Source organism: Brevibacterium ammoniilyticum (genome assembly GCF_038429965.1).
GTDB lineage: Bacteria > Actinomycetota > Actinomycetes > Actinomycetales > Brevibacteriaceae > Brevibacterium > Brevibacterium ammoniilyticum.
The window spans coordinates 24,135-43,765 of the sequence record NZ_BAABNP010000001.1 but is presented as its reverse complement, the minus strand read 5'-3'; the positions used below and the strand labels follow the sequence as shown (position 1 = coordinate 43,765).

Below are 19,631 nucleotides of genomic sequence, written 5' to 3'. Positions count from 1 at the left end.
GAGTGCGAACACTCCCGGCGCTGTCGTCTCGGATCCGAGTGGATCTGTTGTCAGGCTCAGGCCTTGACGGGCTCCTTCTTCGGAACCGGCTTGGATTCAGCGGCCTCGACGAAGGACTTGCGCGGCACGTCGAGATCGACGAGCGGCGAGGTGTCCCGACCGAGGACGAAGTTGAGGATCCAGTTGCCGAAGACCTTCGCCTTGCGGTCGAGGCTCGGGATCGCGTAGCCGTGGTAGGCGCGGTGTATGAGCCATGCGAGCAGGCCGCGGGCCTCGAAGTCGCCCATCTGGGAGACGCCCTTGTAGAGGCCGAGACCGGCGACCGAACCGATGGTCTTGTGGAAGTACTGCTTGAACTCGGTCTCCCCACGCAGGGCGGCGAGCACGTTGGCCGCGAGCACCGGAGCCTGGCGCACGGCGTGCTGAGCGTTGGGCACGCAGAAGCCGCCCACGCCGCCGCCGGAGAGATCGGGCACAGCGGCGTTGTCACCGGCGCCCCAGGCACCTTCGACGACGCCGTCTTCGCCTTCGACGCGCAGGTCGGCGCGCACGGTCACGCGGCCGCGCTCGTCGATCGGCAGGTCGGAGTCGATGAGGACGGGGTTGGCCTTGACGCCGGCCGACCACACGATGGTGTCGGCGTCGAACTCCTCGCCGTTCGAGAGCTTGACGCGCTTGTCGGTGCAGTCCTGGAGGAAGGTCTCGAGGTAGACGTCGATGCCGCGCTCACGCAGGTGCTCGACGACCCAGCGGGCCTGAGCCTCGCCGACCTCGGGCATGACGCGACCGAGGGCCTCGACGAGGACGAAGCGGACGTCCGCCTCGGTGAGGGTCTCGTACTGGGCGATCGCCGAGCGGACGACGTCCTCGAGTTCGGCGAGCAGTTCGATGCCTGCGAAGCCACCGCCGACGAAGACGAAGGTGAGCGCCTTGCGACGCTCCTCGTCGTCCTCCATGAGGGCGGCGTCGGCGAGACGCGAGAGGAGGTGGTCGCGCAGGGCCACAGCCTCTTCGATCCGCTTGAGGCCGATCGCGTTCTCCTTGAGGCCGGGGATCGGCAGGGTGCGGGCGACGGAGCCGGCGGCCATGATGATGTGGTCGTAGTCGAGCTCGAAGGGTTCGTCGTTCTCGGGTTCGACGACGACGAACTTGTCGGCGTGGTTGATCGAGGTCACCGAGCCGGTGATCACCTCGGCGCCGGGCAGGTTGCGGCGCAGCGGGACGACGGCGTGACGGGGTTCGATCGAACCGGCAGCCACCTCGGGGAGGAAGGGCTGGTACGTCATGTACGGGTTGGGGTCGATCACGGTCACGGTGGCTTCACCGCGGCCGAGGTTCTTCAGCAGATTCTGGGCCGTGACGAGGCCGAGGTATCCGCCACCGACGACGAGGATTCGTGGACGCAGTTTCGAGTTTCTGATGAGAGCCATAACCCCATCCTAGGCCCTTGTGAAAACTTTCACTAATTGCCTGCGACGTCCCAGATGAGACGCGTATCACGGCCCGCGATCAGCGTCGGCGACGGAGGTGGAGAACGAGAGCGAGGACGAGGAGTCCGATGCCCACAGCGCCTCCGAGTCCGAGCAGCCAGTACCCGAGCGTCGGGGTCGACTGCGAGGCGACGACGTCCTTGGGGGCGACGGCCTTCGGACTGTCGTCCTCGGCGGGTGCGGCGGTCTCGGTCTCCGCGGGATCCGTGTCGGCGCGGCGGTGCATCTTCACCCAGCTCGAGAGCGCGTCGGCGGCGCTGGGCACGGTCTTCGGCACGTCGGCCTTCATCGCCGCCTCGGGGTCGAGGCGACCCCAGCCGACGATCGGATCGGGCTTGTCCTGGGTGCTCTGTCCCTTGTAGCCGGCCACCGGCTTCGCGGTCGACAGCAGCTTCGCGGCCACCTCGTCGGCGCTGAGGTCGGGGTTGTCGGCACGGATGAGCGCGGCGACCCCGGAGACCACGGGGGCCGCGAACGAGCAGCCCTGACCTTCGGCGTAGCCGCCGGAGTAGTACGGGATGGGGATGTCGGCGGCCGGACCCATGAGGTCGACGGCGGTGCCCGGCGCCGTCGAGGCGTCGAGGACGCGCCCGTCCTTGCCGAGTCCGCCGACGCCGATGACGCCGGGAACCGTCGACGGCGACCACGCCTGGGTCGCGCCCTGGGAGGCGTTGCCGACGCAGGCGACGACGAGGACGTCCTTCTCATACGCGTACGCGAACGCCTTGTCCCAGCTCTCGGGCCACGCGGGGTCGTCCCAGCCCAGCGACATGTTGATGACCTTGGCGCCGTTGTCCACGGACCAGCGGATCGCCTCGGCGGCCTGCTCCCGGGTCGATCCCGACTCCTTGGGCCGGTCGGGACCCAGCCACATCGACGCGGAGAGGATCTTCGCGTCGGGGGCCACGCCGACAGGGCCGGCGCCTTCGCCCTGACCGGCGATGACACCGGCGACGGCGGTGCCGTGGTGGATCGTGGTCTTCCCGCCGATAGGGGTCGTGCCGTCCTTGCCGAGGCCGCTGAAGTCCTTGGCCTTCGTCACCACGCCGTTGAGGTCCTCGTGGTTCTTGTTCACACCCGAGTCGATGACGGCGACGCTCACGCCCTTGCCGGTGGAGGTCTTCCACAGCTTGTCGATGCCGTAGTCGCCGATGAACCACTGTCCGGGTCCGGCCTTGGGAGCGGCAAGAGCAGGATGGGCGGTCCCGAAGACGAGAGCGAGCACGAGTCCGATGAGCGCGAACCTGCGCGCACCGAGGGCGACGCGGCGCGACCGTCCGGGGGCGGGACCGCTCGATCGGCCGGGGACGGCGCTCATGAGGCGAGGTCGAGGGCGATGCCGTCGAGGATGTCCGTCTCCGAGACGACGATCGTCAGGTCCGACCCGGCGGCGCGCACGGCTTCGTCGACGCGGGCGACGACACGGGCGAAGATCAGGCCGCCGGCGGCGATGACGTCGACGCGGCCGGGATGCATGTAGGGCAGCGCGGCACGGGCGGCGCGGTCCATCTGCACGAGGGCGTCGGCCTGCGCTTCGACCTCGGCGACGGTGACCTGCGCGCCGTGGATGCGCTCACGCTGGTAGCTGTCGAGTCCGAGGATGCCGGCGGTCAGTGTCGTCACGGTGCCGGCCACGCCGATGAAGGTGCGGGCGGCGGCGAGGTCGACCACCTCGGCGGCCCGGTCGAGGTGGGTGTCGATGTCGGTCACGGCCGCGCGGATCTGGTCGCCGTCGGGAACCTCGGTGTTCATGTGCCGCTCGGTCAGGCGCACGGACCCGATGTCCATGCTCACGGCGGCGTCGACCTCGCCGGTGCCGAGGACGAGTTCGGTCGATCCCCCGCCGAGGTCCATGACGAGGAACGGTCCCGTCTCGGCGCTGCGCCCGGCGGTGGCGCCGAGGAAGGACAGGTGGGCCTCCTCGTCTCCGGAGATGACGTCGGGGACGACGCCCAGGATCGCGAAGATCCCGGCGAAGAACTCATCCCGGTTCTTCACGTCCCGGCTCGCCGAGGTGGCCACGAAGCGGATCCTTTCCGGCGCGTACTCCGAGGCGATCTCCGCGTACTCCCGGGTGACGGCGAACGTGCGCTCAAGGGCTTCGGGGGCGAATTCGCCGGTCGCGTCGACGCCCTGGCCGAGGCGGACGATGCGGGTCTCGCGGCGCAGTTCGATCATCGCCCCGGTCTCGTCGACGTCGGCGACGAGCAGGCGCAGTGAGTTCGTTCCGCAGTCGAAGGCGGCTACGCGCATGGTTCCCCCTAGTCCGTCGTCTCGGCGTCGGTCGTCTGTGCGTCCGTCGTCTCTGCGTCGGTGACGGCCGGGGTCGGAACGTCGTTCATGAACGAGAGTGCGCGATCGCCGATCGGGTTGACCCCGGGCCCGGCGGCCAGGGCGTGGCCGACGAGGGCGTGCAGGCACTTCACGCGGGTGGGCATGCCGCCGGCGGAGAAGTCGGCGATCTCCTCGACCTCGGCGATGCCGGCGTCCTGGCCGATCTCGGAGCGGGTGGCGAGGTAGGCCTCGTGGGCGCGACGGTAGGCTGCGGCGAGTTCATCGTCCTCGGCGATCTCGGCGGTCCATTCGGCCATGATGCCCGAGGCTTCGAGGCGCGAGCTTTCGGCGACGAACGCCGGGTGGGTGAGGTAGAACGTCGTGGGGAACGGGGTGCCGTCCTCGAGACGAGGGGCGGTGGCGACGACGAGCGGTTCACCGGCGGTGCTGCGGGCGGCGATGCCGACGACACCGCGGGGAATGCGTCCGAGCTGCTCCTTCAGCGTTGCGAAGTCCGCCTCGGTGCACTCTGTGATCATCTGGGGGTTCCCGTCGTGTTGCTCGAATTGCCGACCTCTTCGATCGACTCCAGCAACTCAAGGTACCAGGGTTGACTGCGCTGTGGGGAGGATGTGTCCGAATCGTCATCGTCACTTGTCTGCTGATTGGTGACGATGACGGCGTTCTTGCCCTTCTCGACGTAGTACTGCTCTTCCCGGGCCTTGCGGGCGATCTGGGTGGGGTCCTTGAGGTCCTTGTTCTTCTGTCGCAGCGCTTCGACCTCGGAGCGGGTGGAGTCGATCTCGTTGTTCAGCGCCGCGATCTGCTGGGCCTGCTTGAGGGCGGAGTTGATCGAGGGCAGGAACGTGACGAGGACGATGGCGAGCACGGCGAGGAACACCCCGGCCTGCCACGACATGCGGCGCCCGCGCGCGTCCGGCTGTGCGGGCACCTCGACGACCGGCTTGGGGCGTCGCCGAGGGGTGGCTTTGCCAGGGGCCGTCTTGGGGGCAGTTCTTCTCGGTTTGCTCGGAACCATGACTCTTCCTTGTGCGACCGGGGATTGGGAAGGCAGTCGCAGTACTCCAAGTCTGCCGTGTCGATCACCGGTCGCCGAGGATTTCGCCGCCGTGGCGTGTTCGCGTGGCGCACCGAACAGTCGCGTCCAAATCACACCCGCACCTGCACCCACCTCCCTCAGCTCCACACACCACCGCCCACTCCTCTCACCACCTCGCACCGCACACACCACCTTGCGCCGCACGCACCACCTTGCGCCGCACACACCACCTTCCGCTCCGCACGCACCACCTCGAGCTCGACGTCCTACATGTCTACGGGTAGGAAATCGAGCCAAGCCTGACGACAGCCCGCGCGGGACCCGACGCTTCCCCACGCACGCCTCGGCGAACCCGATGCCACCGTTCCGTCCACAGCTGCCCACAAGACGCCCACAGAGTTATCCACAGATCGTGAATCTCTTATTGCGTTTACAACACGTTTGATGCAGTTTGTATCTATGTACAGAATTTTGATAACACAAGAGCTCAATCGACTCGGGTTCAATCATGAAGACATCCGCTTCGCCCGAAAGTGCTGCCTGCTGCGTCTCTCGCGAGGCGTGTACGTCGCCAAACACGTGTGCGCAGTGGAGACTCATCGGCCGCTGTGGGCAGGCATCGAAGACAGCACGTTCGAGGCCTACCCCGAGTACGGAGACATGCGCGATGAGGTGACGAAGCTCGATGCGGCGGTGATGGCCAGATGCGAACAGCAGTTCCAGCGCCGACAGTCGGGCTCAGGAGACGGCACCGAACCATCGGACGGCGAGACCGCGAGCTCATCGTCGGGCACCGAGGTGATCTCCCACATCTCGGCGGCCATCATCCACGGTCTGCCGCTCGCCTCCCCCGTCACCCACCAGGTCGAAGTGGTGCGTCCCGGCATCAACCGACGCTTCGCGAACCTCCATGTGCGCGGCACGCCGATTCCCAAACATCATCAGGGCACGATCCGCGGGATGCGCGTGACCACTCTGGAACGCACACTCGTCGATGTCGCTCGGGCCTACAGCCTGGAGGTCTCGGTGGCGATGATCGACGATGCGCTCCACCGTCACCTGACGACCCCGGAGAAGATCCTCACGGTCCTCGGTCAGGCGGTGGAGAAGCGCAACACGAAGAAGGTCCGACGCGCTCTCGAACTCGCCGACGGCAGGCGCGAATCCCCTGCCGAGTCGATCGCCGCCGTCCGCTTCTACGAGCACGGAATCCACGGCATGTCCCCGCAGGTGAGCTTCGTGATCGACGAAGCAGGTACGCAGATCCGAGTCGACTTCTGTCACAGGCAAGCCCGGCTCATCGTCGAAATCGACGGTCTCGGAAAGCTCTACCTCGGTTCAGGCGTGCCGCGAGAAGAGCTGGAGAGGGAACGCCGCCGTGAGCAATGGCTGCGCGACCGAGGCTGGCAGGTCATTCGCATCAGTTGGAAGGAGCTCTTCTCCGAGGCGAAGTTCGAGGAGATCAAGCTCGCGATCATGCGCTCGGAAACCGCGGCGGCCGCCTCGGCGAGGTGAGCTTCGCTCAGGGATGGCGGCAGGCCCGCAATGAGGAGCCGTGGCCGCTCAAGCTCTCCGCTGCCGTCAGGTGGAGCGCGATGAACCACCCGTGGACGGGTAGGACGTCGCGCTGAAGCGTCGGTGTGCGAAGCGGAGGGTAGGACGTCGGGTGGAACGTGGGACTAGCCGCGTAACCTGAGTGAATCGCCGAGGCGGGGGTCGGGTGATCGTCGACGATCATCCGACCCCCGCCTCGGCGAGGTCATGCGCCCGGGTCCGGGCGCTCAGGCCTCGAAGCGCGGGAAGGCGCGCTTGCCGGCGTACCGGGCCGCGTCGCCGAGCTGCTCTTCGATGCGCAGGAGCTGGTTGTACTTCGCGACGCGCTCGGAGCGGGCCGGGGCGCCGGCCTTGATCTGTCCAGCGTTGGTGGCCACCGCGAGGTCGGCGATCGTCGTGTCCTCGGTCTCGCCGGAGCGGTGCGAGATCATCGTCGTGTACCCGTTGGTCTGGGCCAGGGCCACGGCGTCGAGGGTCTCGGTGAGGGTGCCGATCTGGTTCACCTTGACCAGCAACGAGTTCGCGGTGTCGTTGTCGATGCCGCGCTCAAGGCGTTCGGGGTTGGTCACGAAGAGGTCGTCGCCGACGAGCTGGACCTTCGAGCCGATGGCCGCGGTGAGCTTCGCCCAGCCCTCCCAGTCGTTCTCGTCGAGGGGATCCTCGATCGAGACGAGCGGGTACTTGCCGAGCAGCTCCTCGTAGTAGGCGGCCATTTCCTCGGCCGACTTCTTCTCCCCTTCGAACTCGTACGCGCCGTCCTTGTAGAACTCGGAGGAGGCGACGTCGAGGGCGAGCGCGATGTCGCGTCCGGGACGGTGTCCGGCGATCTCGATGGCCTCGAGGATGAGGTCGAGGGCCGCGGCATTGGACTCGAGGTTGGGCGCGAAGCCGCCCTCATCGCCGAGACCGGTGGACAGGCCGCGCTCCTTGAGCACGCCCTTGAGCGCGTGGTAGACCTCGACCGACCACTGCAGGGCCTCGTGGAAGCTCGCCGCACCGATCGGAGCGATCATGAACTCCTGGATGTCGACGTTCGAGTCGGCATGCGATCCGCCGTTGAGGATGTTCATCATCGGCACGGGCATGACGTGGGCGTTCGGTCCGCCGAGGTAGCGGTAGAGGGGAAGGTCGGCCGAGACCGCTGCCGCACGGGCCACTGCCAGGGACGTGCCGAGCATCGCGTTCGCGCCGAGGCGGGACTTGTTCTCGGTCCCGTCGAGTTCGATCAGGGCCTGGTCGACGAGGCGCTGGTCGTCGCTCTCGAGTCCGACGATGGCATCGTTGATCTCGTCGATGACGGCGTCGACGGCGTTCGTCACACCCTTGCCGAGGTAGCGTTCCGGGTCCCCGTCGCGCAGCTCGACGGCTTCGAACTCACCGGTGGAGGCACCGGAGGGCACTCCGGCGCGACCGACGGATTCGTCGGCCAAGAGCACTTCCACCTCGACGGTGGGGTTTCCCCGGGAATCCAGGATTTCGCGGGCGTTTGCGGCAACGATCTCAGCCACTGATTACTCCTTAGCAGTCGGTTTCACATGGGGAACATGTGCCTGCGCCTCAGCTTAGTGCACAACCGGGATCCGCCCAGCCCTCACGCGGCCCGGTCGTCGCCTGCCACGAGCAGGCTCGACCGCAGTCGGGCCGGGGTCGCCGGATCCATTCCGTGCTCGAGCAGGTACTTCTCCACCGCGTCGTCACCGTAGGTCCGGGTGAGCGAATCGAGGATGCCCGCCAGCAGCTCCCGGGGTGCGGCCGTCGCCGTCTCGACGAGGTTCCCGGAGATCCCCGCATCCGAGTAGTTGCGCAGGATCGATTCGAGGAACGCCCCGCCGAGGTGGTCCTCGGTGACTGTGTAGTCGTCGAGGACGTCCTCCCGGTCCACGCCGAGGAGGTCGAGGACGAACGCCGCGACGAGACCCGTGCGGTCCTTGCCGGCCGAGCAGTGGAAGACGATGCCCGACTCGCACCGGTTCGCGATCGTGTCGACGGCCAGCGCCAGCCGGGGCCCGAAATGGTCGATGAGGTAGTCGTAGATCCGCCGCAGCGACCGGTCGGTGAGATCGAGTCCCGTCGTCTCCGCGAGCTCGCGCATCTCCTCCGGCGTGGGCGGTGCGGCCGGGAAGAACCGGTCCTCGAAGACCGGGAGTTCGATGTAGTCGACGTCGAGTCCCTCGATCGCATCGGGCCGTTTGGACCTCTCGCCGATGTCGCGCAGGTCGAGCACTGTGGTGATCCCCAGCCGCGTGAGCTCCTCCCTGGAGCGGTCGGTGAGCTGGGCGAGGCCGTCGGCCCGGAACACCCGACCCTTGGCGACCGAGGCCTCACCGACGGGCGCCCCGCCGAGGTCACGGAAGTTGAAGGTCCCCTCGATGTCGATCCTGTCCAAGCTCACTGTCCCTCTTCTCCGTCTGTCTCGCTTCGGTGTCCGACGTGGTCGGCTCGGTGTCCGCCTGCGTCTCGTTCTTCGTCCTTGATCCGACGGTACTCGGCTTCGACGTCCTCGAGCGAGGCCATCGGCCCGTTCCGCCCTTGCCCGTCGAAGGCGAAGGGGTGCCTGCGCACGAGTTTCGCCTCCAGGCCTGCGATGACGGCGCCGAGGCTGTGCCCGTAGTTCTCTCCCCCGCTCTCGTCGAGCAGGGCCGAATGGAAGAGCACCTGGTAGAGGACGTCGCCGAGTTCGTCGAGGACCGCCTCTCGGTGCTCGGGCGTCGGCTGCGCCCGGAAGTCGGTGAGCGCGTCGACGAGCTCCTCGGTCTCCTCCCGCACGTACTTCACCAGACTGCCGTGGTCCTGCTCCGACGACCACGGGCACCGGGAGCGGAGCACGGCCATGGCCTCGACGATCCCGTCGGCACTCACCGCACCCCCGTCGCCACCCGCTCGCACGGCGCTCATGCCCGGACGACCTCGGATTCGACCACCTCGGCGGGGATGACCGGGACGATCGCGTCAAGGAACTGGTGGGCCCAGCGGAGGATGTCGGAATCGGTCATCTCCTTGGCCCCGAACCCGTCCCCGTTCATCGGCTTGGGCACGAGCACCGACCGGATCGCGGGCTTGAGCAGCGTCTTCGGGTAGAGCCGCTTGAGGCGCACGACCTGCGAGTCCTCGAGTTCGACGGGCCCGAAGCGCACGAAGTTGCCTTGGACGACGATGTCGCTGACGCCCGAGGCGCGGGCCCGGATGCGCAGGCGGGCGACGTCGGCGAGGACTCCGACAGCTTCCGGGTAGGGCCCGTAGCGGTCGACGAGTTCGTCGAGGACCTCTTGGAGTTCATCCTCGTTCGCCGCTGCCGCGAGCTTCCGGTAGGCCTCGAGACGCAGCCTCTCATGGTCGACGTACTCGGCGGGCAGGTGGGCGTCGACGGGCAGCTCGATGCGCATCTCCGCCTCCGGTTCGGTGTCCTCCCCGCGGAAGTTCGCGACGGCCTCGCCGACGAGGCGGACGTAGAGGTCGAAGCCGACCCCTTCGATGTGCCCCGACTGCTGACCACCGAGCAGGTTGCCGGCGCCGCGGATCTCGAGGTCCTTCATCGCCACCTGCATGCCTGCGCCGAGCTCGGTGTGCGCGGCCAGCGTGGTCAGCCGGTCGTGGGCGGTCTCGGTGAGCTGGGTGTCGGGCGGGTAGAGGAAGTACGCGTAGGCGCGTTCGCGACCGCGGCCCACCCTGCCGCGCAGCTGGTGGAGCTGCGAGAGCCCATAGCGGTCGGCATGGTCGATGATCAGCGTGTTCGCATTGGCGATGTCAATGCCGGTCTCGACGATCGTCGTGCACACGAGCACGTCGTACTTCTTCTCCCAGAAGTCGACGATGACCTGTTCGAGCCGATGCTCGTTCATCTTGCCGTGGGCGATCGCGATGCGCGCCTCGGGGACGAGCTCGGCCAGGTGCGCGGCGACGGCCTCGATGTCGCGGACCCGGTTGTGGATGTAGAAGACCTGCCCTTCGCGCATGAGTTCGCGGCGGATCGCGGCCTTGACCTGCTGGTCCTCGTACTTCCCGACGTAGGTGAGCACCGGGTGGCGCTCTTCGGGCGGGGTCGCCAGCGTCGACATCTCCCGGATCCCGGTCACCGCCATCTCGAGGGTGCGCGGGATCGGGGTCGCCGACATCGCGAGGACGTCGACGTTCGTGCGCATCGCCTTGAGCGTCTCCTTGTGCTCGACGCCGAAGCGCTGCTCCTCGTCGATGATGACCAGTCCGAGGTTCTTGAACCGGACCTCGCCGCTGAGGAGTCGGTGGGTGCCGATGACGAGGTCGAGCTTGCCCTCGGCGAGGTCGGCCACGACCTTCTCCGACTCCTGCTTCGTCTGGAACCGGGAGAGCGCGCCGACGGTGACGGGGAATCCCGCGTAGCGTTCGGCGAAGGTCTCGAAGTGCTGCTGGACGAGCAGGGTCGTGGGGACGAGCACGGCGACCTGCTTGCCGTCCTGGATCGCCTTGAACGCCGCGCGGACCGCGATCTCCGTCTTGCCGTAGCCGACGTCGCCGCAGATGAGGCGGTCCATCGGCACGGACTTCTCCATGTCGGCCTTGACTTCGTCGATCGTCGTGAGCTGATCGGTGGTCTCGACGTAGTGGAAGGCGTCCTCGAGTTCGCGCTGCCACGGGGTGTCGGGTCCGTAGGCGTGGCCGACGGTGGCCTGCCGGGCGGAGTAGAGGCGGATGAGCTCCCCGGCGATCTCCTTGACCGCCTTGCGGGCCTTCGCCTTCGTCGACTGCCAGTCGGCTCCGCCCATCTTGTTCAGGCTCGGGTTCTCCCCGCCGACGTAGCGGCTGACCTGGTCGAGGGCGTCGCTGGGGACGTAGAGGCGGTCACCGGGCTGCCCGCGCTTGGCCGGGGCGTATTCGATGATGAGGTATTCGCGGGTGTGCTTGGCTTTACCCTTGCCGGTGGTGCGCTGCGTCATCTCGACGAACCGGCCCACCCCGTGCTGCTCGTGGACGACGAGGTCCCCGGGGGCGAGGTTGAGCGGATCGACCTGGTTGCGTTTGCGCCGCGTCGGCAGTCGGCGCATGTCCCTCGTCGAGGTGGCCGCCGCCCGACCGAGCACGTCCGCCTCGGTGAGCACGGCCAATCTGAGGTCGTCGAAGACGAACCCGCCGAACGGCGCCGCCGTCGTCACCGTCACGAGCGCCTCGGGCACATCGGTGGGGTTCTCGACGAAGCTCGCGGGCACACCGGCCTCGGAGAACACCTCGACCATGCGCTTGCCCGGTCCCTGCCCTTCGGTGAGGACGAGGATCCGCCACTGGTCGTGGACGAGTCCCCTGACATCGGCGAGGATCGCCTCGACATCGCCAGCGTAGCCCTTCGGCGGCCTGGCGGGCACGGAGAAGAGGTTGTCGCCCGGGGAGGCGAGCTCGGCATCGGCGGCGAAGCCGCCGATCTCCCACCACGCGAGTCCGATGAGCCCTGCGCCCTCCCGCATCTCGTCAAGGGTGCGGAACGTCGCGGCCGAGAGGTCGATCGGGGTCTCACCGCCGCCGGCGGCCCCCGACCACGCTGCCTGGAGGAACTCGTTCGTCGTCGTCACGAGGTCGACTGCGCGGGCCTCGACCCGTTCGGGTTCGGTGATGATGATCTTCGTGCCCTGCGGCAGCAGGGCTATGAGCGGTTCCATGCCGTCGGCGAGGACCGCGGTGAGGGACTCCATGCCCTCGACGGCGATGCCTGCCGCGATCTTCTCGAGCATGTCCGCGGCCGAGGGCAGCGAGGCCGAGAGCTCGGCCGCCCGCGCGCGCACGGAGTCGGTGAGGAGGAGTTCGCGCACCGGCGGGGCGGAGAGGACGAGCGGAGCGGCGTCGGGCTCGGCGGGGATCGACCGCTGGTCGGCCACCGCGAATTCGCGGATCTCGTCGACCTCGTCGCCGAAGAACTCGATGCGCAGGGGATGGTCGGCCGTGGGCGGGAAGACGTCGACGATGCCGCCGCGCACGGCGAACTCGCCGCGGCGGGAGACCATGTCGACCCGGGTGTAGGCGAGTTCGGTGAGGCGGGCGGCGGTCGCTTCGATCTCGACCTCGTCGCCGACGGCCACCTCGATCGGGGGGATCTCGCCGAGGCCCTTGGCCAGGGGCTGGAGGAACGCGCGGACGGGCGCGATGACGAAGGTGAGCTCGCGTCCGGGCTTCGGGTGGGCGAGCCGGCGGAGGATCTCCAGGCGCTGACCGACCGTATCGGAGCGGGGCGAGAGCTTCTCGTGCGGCAGCGTCTCCCAGCTGGGGAAGACCGCGATCGACTCCGCGGGCACCCAGTCGGCAAGCGAGCGTGCGAGGTCCTCGGCCTCCCGGGTCGTGGCGGTGACGATGAGCTGGGGCGAGACGGGGCCGCCAGTGGTGACAGGGCCGTCGGCGGAGACAGGGCCGCCGGTGGAGACGGTGCGTCGCAGGATCGACGGCCACAGTCCCCTGATCGCGTCGATGGTCCCGCCCGTCGTCGTCGGGTCCCGGAAGGCCTCGACGAGTTCGGTGACGGTGGGATTCTGCAATGTGAGATCGAGTCCGTTGAGCACCTGGCAATTCTAGTCCACGGCACTGACGCGAGCCTGAGGCCCACGGCGTGACGCTGACCTGCGGCGAAGCCCGCCACCGCCGTCGCACACCGTGCACACTCGGTCCCGAAGCCGCCTCGGCGCTCCCTCACGAAACGGTCACGGCACCGCGTCTCTGGGCTTTCTCCAAAGTTCGTGGCCGATAATCGGAGCATGAGCTCGAAGAACTCCCCCCGCTTCACCGCCGAGGAATCCCGCGTCCTCTTCGGCCCCCAATCCCCCAACCTCGCCTCCGCCCAGACGGGCACTCCCACGAGCATGCGCGAGCGCATGCGCACGGCCCTCGGCCAAGGCGGCGGACTCTCCCGCTTCGCCCCGGTCTTCATCCTGCTCGCGGTCATGTGGATCATCGAGATCGTCGATGCGATCGTCCCCGCCGACCTCGACCTGCTCGGCCTCCAGTCGTGGAACCCGCTCTCCCTCTACGGGATCGTCACCTCCCCACTGCTCCACGCCGGCTTCGGCCATCTCCTGGCCAACACGTTCCCGTTCCTCATCCTCGGCCTCTTCATCGCCGCCGAGGGCGCCCGCCGGTTCTGGCTGGTCACCGGGATCGTCGCGCTCGTCGCGGGCCTCGGAGCCTGGTTGACGACGATGCCCGGCCACTACATCGTCGGTGCGTCGGGCATCGTGTTCGGCTACTTCGGCTACCTTGCCGTGCGCACATGGTTCACCGAGGATGTGCTGCGGAAGATCATCTACTTCGCGATCGGCCTCTTCGTCTTCGTCACCTACGGCGCCTCCCTCGTCTTCGGCATGTTCCCCCAGGCCAACGGGGTGTCCTGGCAGGGTCACCTCTTCGGCTTCGTCGGCGGCGTCCTCGCGGCGTGGCTCATCCACCGCAGGCGCGGATCGCGGGCCCGCGTCGAGAGCTGATCGCGACGTCAGCTGCGGGCGTGGAACTTCGCCTGCACGGGCTCGAGGCCCTCGACGATGCACATCTCGACGGCGTCGGCGGCGTCTGAGACGAGGATCGGCAGGGTCTCCCGCTCCGCCTTCGCGAACGGGCTGAGCACGAAGTCCGCGGTGTCCTGGCGACCGGCCGGACGTCCGACCCCCACCCGGATGCGCACGTAGTCCTTCGTCCCCAGCGCCGAGGTGGTCGACCGCAGGCCGTTGTGCCCGCCTTCTCCCCCGCCGACCTTTGCCTTGATCGTGTCGAAGGGGATGTCGACATCGTCGTGGACGGTGATGATGCGGTCGGGGCCGATGCCGTAGAAGTCGGCGACCTGCTTGAGCGGCCCTCCCGTCTCGTTCATGTACCCCGTCGAGGTGGCGAGCACGACCCGGGGCCCGGGCAGTCCCGGAACCGGTCCGTGCGACAGACGCCCGGTGCCGACGTTCGCGCGCAGCTTCGTCCGCGAGAGGGTGATGCCCATCCGGGAGGCGAGTTCGGCGACGACCATCTGTCCGATGTTGTGTCGGGTCGCCTCGTACTTCGGCCCCGGATTGCCGAGTCCGAACACCAACCACGCCTCGCTGCTCATCGCCGCCCTCTCATCTCTCTCCCCCGCTCGCTGCGGGCCCGGTTCACCAGGATAGACAGATCGGCGGACCGCCATGCTGGCGGCCCGCCGATCGGGTCATTCGAACCTCGACTCAGTCGGGGATCGATGCGCTCTCACGCTTATCTGAGGTCACTCCTCGTCGGAGCCCTCGGACTCGGCCTCGTCGGCTGCGCCCTCTTCGGTGGTCTCTTCCTCAGCGGTCTCGTCCGCATCGGACTCGGTGTCCATCTCGACCTCTTCGGAGATGTTGACGACGAGCAGCTCGGGGTCGGCGACGAGCTCGACGCCGGCGGGCAGCTCGACCTGTCCGGCGAGGATGTGCTCACCGGCCGGGCGGCCCTCGACGGTGACCTCGAAGCCCTCGGGCAGCTTGGTCGCGTCGGCGAGGACCGAGAGGGTCGACTCGACCTGCGAGACCATGGTGCCGGGGGCGGCGTCGCCGACGACGTGGACGGGGACGTCGACCTCGATCTTCTCGCCGCGCTTGACGATGATGAGGTCGAGGTGCTCGATCTCACGGCGCACGGGCTCGATCTGGACGTCGCGGGCGATCGCGAGGACGTTCTTCGAGCCGTCGGTGCTCTCGATCTCGAGCAGCGCGTTGGCGTGCTTGAGGGCCATCATCGTGGCGTGTCCCTCGAGCGAGATGTGCACGGGATCTCCGCCGTGACCGTAGACGACGGCGGGGACGCGACCGGCGCGGCGGATGCGGCGGGCAGCGCCCTTGCCGAATTCGTCACGGGGTTCTGCGATGAGCTTGAAGTCAGCCATGTTTCTCTCCTTCGTGGTGTTAGTCTGCACCACGGCGAAACAGTCTGAGACATCACCGGGTGCGCGTGGGCGCACCTCAGTGGGTCAGGACCGCGTCGATCACGGAGACTGGCGTCTCCCTCGCCGAGGCAACCCGACTATTCTACGGCACCGTCCTCGACCGGGCCAAGTCGTGCGGTCACCGCCTCGGCGCAGGCCTGGATGCCCTCCTCGGTGAGCAGGATGTCGTAGTGGTTCGTGCCGAGGACCTCGACGGTGTCCATCTCGGGCCACCGCCTGCGGTACTCGGCGACGAGCCCCGGCGGGTAGAGCCCGGGTTCGGCGGCGAGGAGGTCGCGTTCGGCGAAGAGGAAGGCGACGTCGCCCTGCCGTTCGGCATCGCCCATGACCGCCTCGAGTGCGGCCGGGTAGGCGGTGCCGGTGTACATGTCCGCGGAGTCCTCCTGCATCGCAGCCACCGAGGTGGACGGCTGGAAGCTGTCGTCGTCCTTCGCGGCGAGGTCGTAGACGAAGCTCTCGGTCGCGACCGTGTCGAGGCCGTCGGCGAAGGCCGGGTGGGCGGCGAAGAAGGCGAGGTACTCCTCGACGGTCGCGAAGCTCATCGACAGCCGTTCGGCGGCGGGACCGAGCACCGCGGCGATGAGGTCGTCGGTGTCGAGCGCGGCGTTGAGATCCTCGTCCGCGGTCCCCGGCACGGCGAGGGGAAGGCCCCCGTCGATGAGGACGGGTCCGCGGAAGCGCACGGTCGCCTCGGTGTCGGAGTCGACGTCGGCGGCGCCGATCGCGGCGGGCAGGCCGGCCAGGGTCATGGCGACGAAACCGCCCATCGAATGCCCGGCGAGGGTGACGACGCCCGAATCAGAGAACGTCTCGATGGCCCTGAGCACATCCTCGGCGTGCGCGACCATGCCGAAGGGTCCGGGCAGCAGCCGGGAGTCCGCGCGCCCGCGCAGGTCGGGTCCGATGATGCGCACGCCCGGCAGCAGCGGGACGAGGCCTGCGAAGAAGAGATGGTTCGAGGTGATGCCGTGGATGACGCACACGGTGGGCACGGGGCCGGGTTCGGCCGAAACCGGCTCCCACACTCCGACGGAGAGCTCACCTCCGGCGACGCCCACCCGGTAGCGGTTGTAATCGTGCGTCGACATCGTCGCAGTCCCTTCGCTCGGCCGTGGCTCTGACGCCGTTTCCGACGCTGCCTCCAGTGTAGAGCGAACCCCCGCCCGAAGGCGGGGGTTCGTCGGGCCGGAGCTGCTCCGGCAGGCGGGAGGCGGTTGCGGCTCAGACCTCGAAGAGGCTGGTGACCGATCCGTCTTCGAAGACCTCGTGGACGGCGCGGGCGATGAGCGGGGCGATCGAGAGCACCGTGAGCTTGTCGAAGATCTTGTCCTCGGTCAGCGGCAGGGTGTTGGTGACGATGACCTCTTCGGCCACGGAGTTCGACAGGCGCTCGACGGCGGGACCGGAGAACACGGCGTGGGTGGAGACGACGATGACGCTCTTCGCCCCAGCGGCCATGCACGCATCGGCGGCCTGGACGATCGTGCCGCCGGTGTCGATCATGTCGTCGACGAGCACGCACGTGCGACCTTCGACCTCGCCGACGACACGGTTGGCCTTCGTCTCGTTCGGTCGGGTGATGTCGCGGGTCTTGTGGATGAAGGCCAGTGGCACTCCGCCGAGCGCGTTCGACCAGTTCTCGGCGACCTTGATGCGTCCGGCGTCGGGTGAGACGACGGCGAGGTCGCCCGGGTAGTTGTCCTTGACGTAGCCGGCGAGGATCGGCATCGCGATGAGGTGGTCGACGGGTCCGTCGAAGTACCCCTGGATCTGCGCGGTGTGGAGGTCGACGGTGATGATCCGGTCGGCGCCGGCGGTCTTGTAGAGGTCGGCGACGAGGCGGGCGGAGATGGGCTCACGGCCGCGGTGCTTCTTGTCCTGACGGGCGTAGGGGAAGAAGGGAGCGATGACGGTGATCCGCTTCGCCGAGGCCCGTTTGAGGGCGTCGACCATGATCAGCTGCTCCATGAGCCATTCGTTGATGGGCGCGCTGTGGGACTGGAGGACGAAGACGTCGCAGCCGCGCACCGACTCGGAGAACCGGACGTAGATCTCGCCGTTGGCGAAGTTGTAGATGTCGGTGGGCAGGAGCTCCGTGCCCAGATTCTCCGCCACCTGCTCAGCGAGTTCGGGATTGGCCCGTCCGCTGACCAGGACGAGCTTCTTGTCGCCCGCCGTCGTTATCTCGTTCACTGATCCGTCTTCCCCTCGGATGCGGCCTCGGCGGCCTGCGCTGCAGGCGTGCCGGGGCGGTTGGCTTCGACCCAGCCCTCCAGGTTGCGCTGCGGTGCCACGGTGATGGCGAGCGCTCCTGCAGGGACATCCTTGCGCACCACGGTCCCGGCGCCCGAGTAGGCGCCGTCGCCCACCGTGACGGGGGCGACGTACATGTTGTCCGAGCCCATCCGCGCGTGCTTGCCGATCGTGGTGCGGTGTTTGGCGACACCATCGTAGTTGACGAACACCGAGGCGGCGCCGATGTTCGTGCCCTCCCCGATCTCCGCATCGCCGACGTAGGACAGGTGCGGCACCTTCGCGCCGGCGCCGATGTCGGAGTTCTTCGTCTCGACGAACGTGCCGATCTTGCCTGCGGCCCCGAGCTTCGTGCCCGGACGCAGGTAGGCGAAGGGCCCCACCGAGGCGTCGGGGCCGATGATCGCGAGCTCCGAGTGGGTGCGCACGACCTGGGCGCCGGCACCGACCTCGGTGTCCTTGAGCGTCGAATCGGGTCCGACGACGGCACGGTCGCCGATGTCGGTGGCCCCGAGCAGCTGCACACCGGGCAGGAGGGTGACGTCGGCGCCGAGGGAGACGTCGACGTCGATCCACGTCGTGTCCGGGTCGATGATCGTCACCCCCGCGCGCATCCACTTCTCGCACGTGCGGCGGTTGAGCTCCTTGCCCAGCTGGGCGAGCTGCACGCGGTCGTTGGCGCCCTCGACCTGCCAGAGGTCGTCGGTCGCGGTCGCGGCCACCGGCAGGCCCGCATCGTGGGAGACGCCGACGACGTCGGTGAGGTACTTCTCCCCCTGAGCGTTGTCCGTGGTCAGGGCCGCAAGCCCGGTGCGCAGGGCGGTCGCGTCGAAGGCGTAGATGCCGGAGTTGATCTCGTGGATGGCCGCTTCGGCCTCGGTGGCGTCCTTCTGCTCGACGATGCGCAGGAGGTTGCCCGCCCCGTCGCGGACGATGCGTCCGTACCCGGTGGGGTCGTCCACCTCGGCGGAGAGCACGGTCACGGCGTTGCCTTCGCCCTCATGGACCTCGACGAGGCCGTTGATCGTCTCCGTCGTCAGCAGCGGGACGTCGCCGTAGGTGACGACCACGGTGCCGGCGAGCTCGGCGGGCAGCTGGGTGAGCGCGCATTCCGTGGCGCGCCCGGTACCCGGGACCTCATCCTGGTCGGCGACGAGGACGGTGCGCGTGGAGGTGATGGAGAGGTCGTCGAGGTGGGCGACGAGCTGGTCGCGCTCATGACGGACGACGACGACGAGGTGATCGGGTGCGGTGCCCTCAGCCGCGGCGATCGCGTGGTGGAGGAGGGAGCGTCCGCCGATGGGGTGCATCACCTTCGGCAGTGCCGACTTCATGCGAGTGCCCTGACCGGCGGCCAGGACGATGACGGCAGTGGGACGGATCTGCGGCATGTGAAAAGAATCCTTCGCAAGTCGGATGGGGCCAGCTCCGCCCATAGGATTCGAACCTATACTGCACGGCTCCAAAGGCCGGCGTGCTGCCATTACACCAGGGCGGAACAGCGTGCGCCAGTCATAGGGCCCGCGCTCACGAACACCCATCATGCCATTACGATGAACGGTATGGAAATTCTGCGCGAGGTTCTCCTCACCCTTCATCTTATCGGCATGGCGATCATCGTGGGAGGCTATTTCACGGTCATCCGCTCCCCTCGCGTGCTGCCGGGAATGCTCCACGCCTCGTACCTCCAGCTCGTCACCGGTCTCCTCCTCGTCGGACTCGCCGAGATGGGCGACGGCCAGGTCAACCACATGAAGATCGGCATCAAGCTGATCGTCGCGATCCTCGTCACCGTCTTCGCCTTCATCGGCAACCGGCAGCAGAAGCGGTTCACGGCCGAACTCGAGGCAGGAAGCGCCTCGGCGGGGGCCGCAGGGTCCGGAATCGTCACGGCGACGAAGAACCCCTCGGCGACGATGGCGCACCTCACCTTCGCCTTCGCGATCCTCAACGTCCTCGTCGCGGTCTTCGTCCGCTGACCCTGCCCCTCTCGGCAACCCTCCGGGCGCTCGGCAACCCTGCGCAGGGTGGCTCAGCGCCCGGAGGGTTGCTGACAGCAGTGCTGCACTCATCGTGTGTCAGGGGCGGGCGGTATCGTTGTCACCGA

The 19,631-nt window shown here is 68.1% G+C and carries 17 protein-coding genes and 1 tRNA gene; 3 read left to right on the top strand and 15 right to left on the bottom strand.

The window, feature by feature from the left end; translation table 11 throughout:
• Window positions 1-56 precede the first annotated feature (56 nt).
• The 5 genes from AAHA49_RS00205 to AAHA49_RS00185 all read right to left on the bottom strand — a co-directional run bounded on the left by AAHA49_RS00205 (window position 57) and on the right by AAHA49_RS00185 (window position 4,803).
• Window positions 57-1,430 carry an NAD(P)/FAD-dependent oxidoreductase gene (locus AAHA49_RS00205; protein ID WP_342036777.1) on the bottom strand — a complete coding sequence of 458 codons (1,374 nt, stop codon included), beginning with the start codon at window positions 1,428-1,430 and terminating at the stop codon, window positions 57-59.
• A gap of 79 nt (window positions 1,431-1,509) precedes the next feature.
• Window positions 1,510-2,808 (bottom strand): S8 family peptidase, encoded by a 1,299-nt coding sequence (locus AAHA49_RS00200; protein WP_339392513.1) that lies wholly within the window; start codon window positions 2,806-2,808, stop codon window positions 1,510-1,512.
• Window positions 2,805-3,743 (bottom strand): Ppx/GppA phosphatase family protein, encoded by a 939-nt coding sequence (locus AAHA49_RS00195; protein ID WP_339392514.1) that lies wholly within the window; start codon window positions 3,741-3,743, stop codon window positions 2,805-2,807. Before AAHA49_RS00195 ends, AAHA49_RS00200 begins: the two co-directional genes overlap by 4 nt.
• A gap of 8 nt (window positions 3,744-3,751) precedes the next feature.
• Complete coding sequence (locus AAHA49_RS00190; protein WP_339392515.1) at window positions 3,752-4,303, bottom strand: DUF501 domain-containing protein; 552 nt, start codon at window positions 4,301-4,303, stop codon at window positions 3,752-3,754.
• Window positions 4,300-4,803, bottom strand: a complete 504-nt coding sequence (locus AAHA49_RS00185; protein ID WP_339392516.1) for an FtsB family cell division protein — start codon at window positions 4,801-4,803, stop codon at window positions 4,300-4,302. Before AAHA49_RS00185 ends, AAHA49_RS00190 begins: the two co-directional genes overlap by 4 nt.
• 609 nt (window positions 4,804-5,412) lie before the next feature.
• On the opposite strand from AAHA49_RS00185, the gene AAHA49_RS00180 reads away from it, so the two are divergent.
• Window positions 5,413-6,339 (top strand): DUF559 domain-containing protein, encoded by a 927-nt coding sequence (locus tag AAHA49_RS00180; RefSeq protein ID WP_342036776.1) that lies wholly within the window; start codon window positions 5,413-5,415, stop codon window positions 6,337-6,339.
• A gap of 266 nt (window positions 6,340-6,605) precedes the next feature.
• Here AAHA49_RS00180 and eno read toward each other — a convergent pair whose 3' ends face one another.
• The 4 genes from eno to mfd form a co-directional block, all read right to left on the bottom strand.
• The gene (eno, locus tag AAHA49_RS00175) at window positions 6,606-7,886 is read right to left on the bottom strand and encodes a phosphopyruvate hydratase (RefSeq protein ID WP_342036775.1); all 1,281 of its coding nucleotides are present in this window, start codon (window positions 7,884-7,886) and stop codon (window positions 6,606-6,608) included.
• A gap of 83 nt (window positions 7,887-7,969) precedes the next feature.
• Window positions 7,970-8,770 (bottom strand): tyrosine-protein phosphatase, encoded by an 801-nt coding sequence (locus tag AAHA49_RS00170; RefSeq protein WP_342036774.1) that lies wholly within the window; start codon window positions 8,768-8,770, stop codon window positions 7,970-7,972.
• Window positions 8,767-9,273 (bottom strand): MazG nucleotide pyrophosphohydrolase domain-containing protein, encoded by a 507-nt coding sequence (locus AAHA49_RS00165; protein ID WP_342036773.1) that lies wholly within the window; start codon window positions 9,271-9,273, stop codon window positions 8,767-8,769. The genes AAHA49_RS00170 and AAHA49_RS00165 overlap by 4 nt, the downstream gene beginning before the upstream one ends.
• Window positions 9,270-12,893: a transcription-repair coupling factor gene (gene mfd, locus AAHA49_RS00160; protein ID WP_342036772.1), complete on the bottom strand. Its 3,624-nt coding sequence runs from the start codon at window positions 12,891-12,893 to the stop codon at window positions 9,270-9,272. Before mfd ends, AAHA49_RS00165 begins: the two co-directional genes overlap by 4 nt.
• 192 nt (window positions 12,894-13,085) lie before the next feature.
• On the opposite strand from mfd, the gene AAHA49_RS00155 reads away from it, so the two are divergent.
• On the top strand, window positions 13,086-13,808 hold the full coding sequence (locus AAHA49_RS00155; protein WP_342036771.1) for a rhomboid family intramembrane serine protease: 723 nt from the start codon (window positions 13,086-13,088) through the stop codon (window positions 13,806-13,808).
• Window positions 13,809-13,816: 8 nt separating this feature from the next.
• Here AAHA49_RS00155 and pth read toward each other — a convergent pair whose 3' ends face one another.
• The 6 genes from pth to AAHA49_RS00125 all read right to left on the bottom strand — a co-directional run bounded on the left by pth (window position 13,817) and on the right by AAHA49_RS00125 (window position 19,022).
• On the bottom strand, window positions 13,817-14,419 hold the full coding sequence (pth, locus tag AAHA49_RS00150) for an aminoacyl-tRNA hydrolase (protein WP_342036770.1): 603 nt from the start codon (window positions 14,417-14,419) through the stop codon (window positions 13,817-13,819).
• A gap of 150 nt (window positions 14,420-14,569) precedes the next feature.
• Window positions 14,570-15,211, bottom strand: coding sequence for a 50S ribosomal protein L25/general stress protein Ctc (locus tag AAHA49_RS00145; RefSeq protein ID WP_342036769.1), 642 nt, complete (start codon window positions 15,209-15,211; stop codon window positions 14,570-14,572).
• A gap of 137 nt (window positions 15,212-15,348) precedes the next feature.
• The gene (locus AAHA49_RS00140; RefSeq protein ID WP_342036768.1) at window positions 15,349-16,359 is read right to left on the bottom strand and encodes an alpha/beta fold hydrolase; all 1,011 of its coding nucleotides are present in this window, start codon (window positions 16,357-16,359) and stop codon (window positions 15,349-15,351) included.
• A 133-nt stretch (window positions 16,360-16,492) separates the two neighbouring features.
• Entirely contained in the window at window positions 16,493-17,464 is a 972-nt protein-coding gene (locus tag AAHA49_RS00135; RefSeq protein WP_339392526.1) for a ribose-phosphate diphosphokinase, read from the bottom strand.
• Complete coding sequence (glmU, locus tag AAHA49_RS00130; RefSeq protein WP_339392527.1) at window positions 17,461-18,915, bottom strand: bifunctional UDP-N-acetylglucosamine diphosphorylase/glucosamine-1-phosphate N-acetyltransferase GlmU; 1,455 nt, start codon at window positions 18,913-18,915, stop codon at window positions 17,461-17,463. The genes AAHA49_RS00135 and glmU overlap by 4 nt, the downstream gene beginning before the upstream one ends.
• Window positions 18,916-18,950: 35 nt before the next feature.
• Window positions 18,951-19,022: transfer RNA gene (locus tag AAHA49_RS00125), tRNA-Gln, on the bottom strand.
• Between the two features lie 64 nt (window positions 19,023-19,086).
• On the opposite strand from AAHA49_RS00125, the gene AAHA49_RS00120 reads away from it, so the two are divergent.
• A complete protein-coding gene (locus AAHA49_RS00120; RefSeq protein WP_342036767.1) occupies window positions 19,087-19,503 on the top strand; it encodes a hypothetical protein in 417 nt (138 codons plus the stop codon).
• Window positions 19,504-19,631: the final 128 nt, after the last annotated feature.

Bases quoted from the DNA above. Each gene is read 5' to 3' on its own strand.
- pth (WP_342036770.1), bottom strand. From the start codon at position 14,419: ATGAGCAGCGAGGCGTGGTTGGTGTTCGGACTCGGCAATCCGGGGCCG.
- AAHA49_RS00120 (WP_342036767.1), top strand. From the start codon at position 19,087: ATGGAAATTCTGCGCGAGGTTCTCCTCACCCTTCATCTTATCGGCATG.
- AAHA49_RS00190 (WP_339392515.1), bottom strand. From the start codon at position 4,303: ATGATCACAGAGTGCACCGAGGCGGACTTCGCAACGCTGAAGGAGCAG.
- AAHA49_RS00155 (WP_342036771.1), top strand. From the start codon at position 13,086: ATGAGCTCGAAGAACTCCCCCCGCTTCACCGCCGAGGAATCCCGCGTC.
- AAHA49_RS00205 (WP_342036777.1), bottom strand. From the start codon at position 1,430: ATGGCTCTCATCAGAAACTCGAAACTGCGTCCACGAATCCTCGTCGTC.
- AAHA49_RS00165 (WP_342036773.1), bottom strand. From the start codon at position 9,273: ATGAGCGCCGTGCGAGCGGGTGGCGACGGGGGTGCGGTGAGTGCCGAC.
- AAHA49_RS00185 (WP_339392516.1), bottom strand. From the start codon at position 4,803: ATGGTTCCGAGCAAACCGAGAAGAACTGCCCCCAAGACGGCCCCTGGC.
- AAHA49_RS00145 (WP_342036769.1), bottom strand. From the start codon at position 15,211: ATGGCTGACTTCAAGCTCATCGCAGAACCCCGTGACGAATTCGGCAAG.
- glmU (WP_339392527.1), bottom strand. From the start codon at position 18,915: ATGCCGCAGATCCGTCCCACTGCCGTCATCGTCCTGGCCGCCGGTCAG.
- AAHA49_RS00200 (WP_339392513.1), bottom strand. From the start codon at position 2,808: ATGAGCGCCGTCCCCGGCCGATCGAGCGGTCCCGCCCCCGGACGGTCG.
- AAHA49_RS00195 (WP_339392514.1), bottom strand. From the start codon at position 3,743: ATGCGCGTAGCCGCCTTCGACTGCGGAACGAACTCACTGCGCCTGCTC.
- AAHA49_RS00140 (WP_342036768.1), bottom strand. From the start codon at position 16,359: ATGTCGACGCACGATTACAACCGCTACCGGGTGGGCGTCGCCGGAGGT.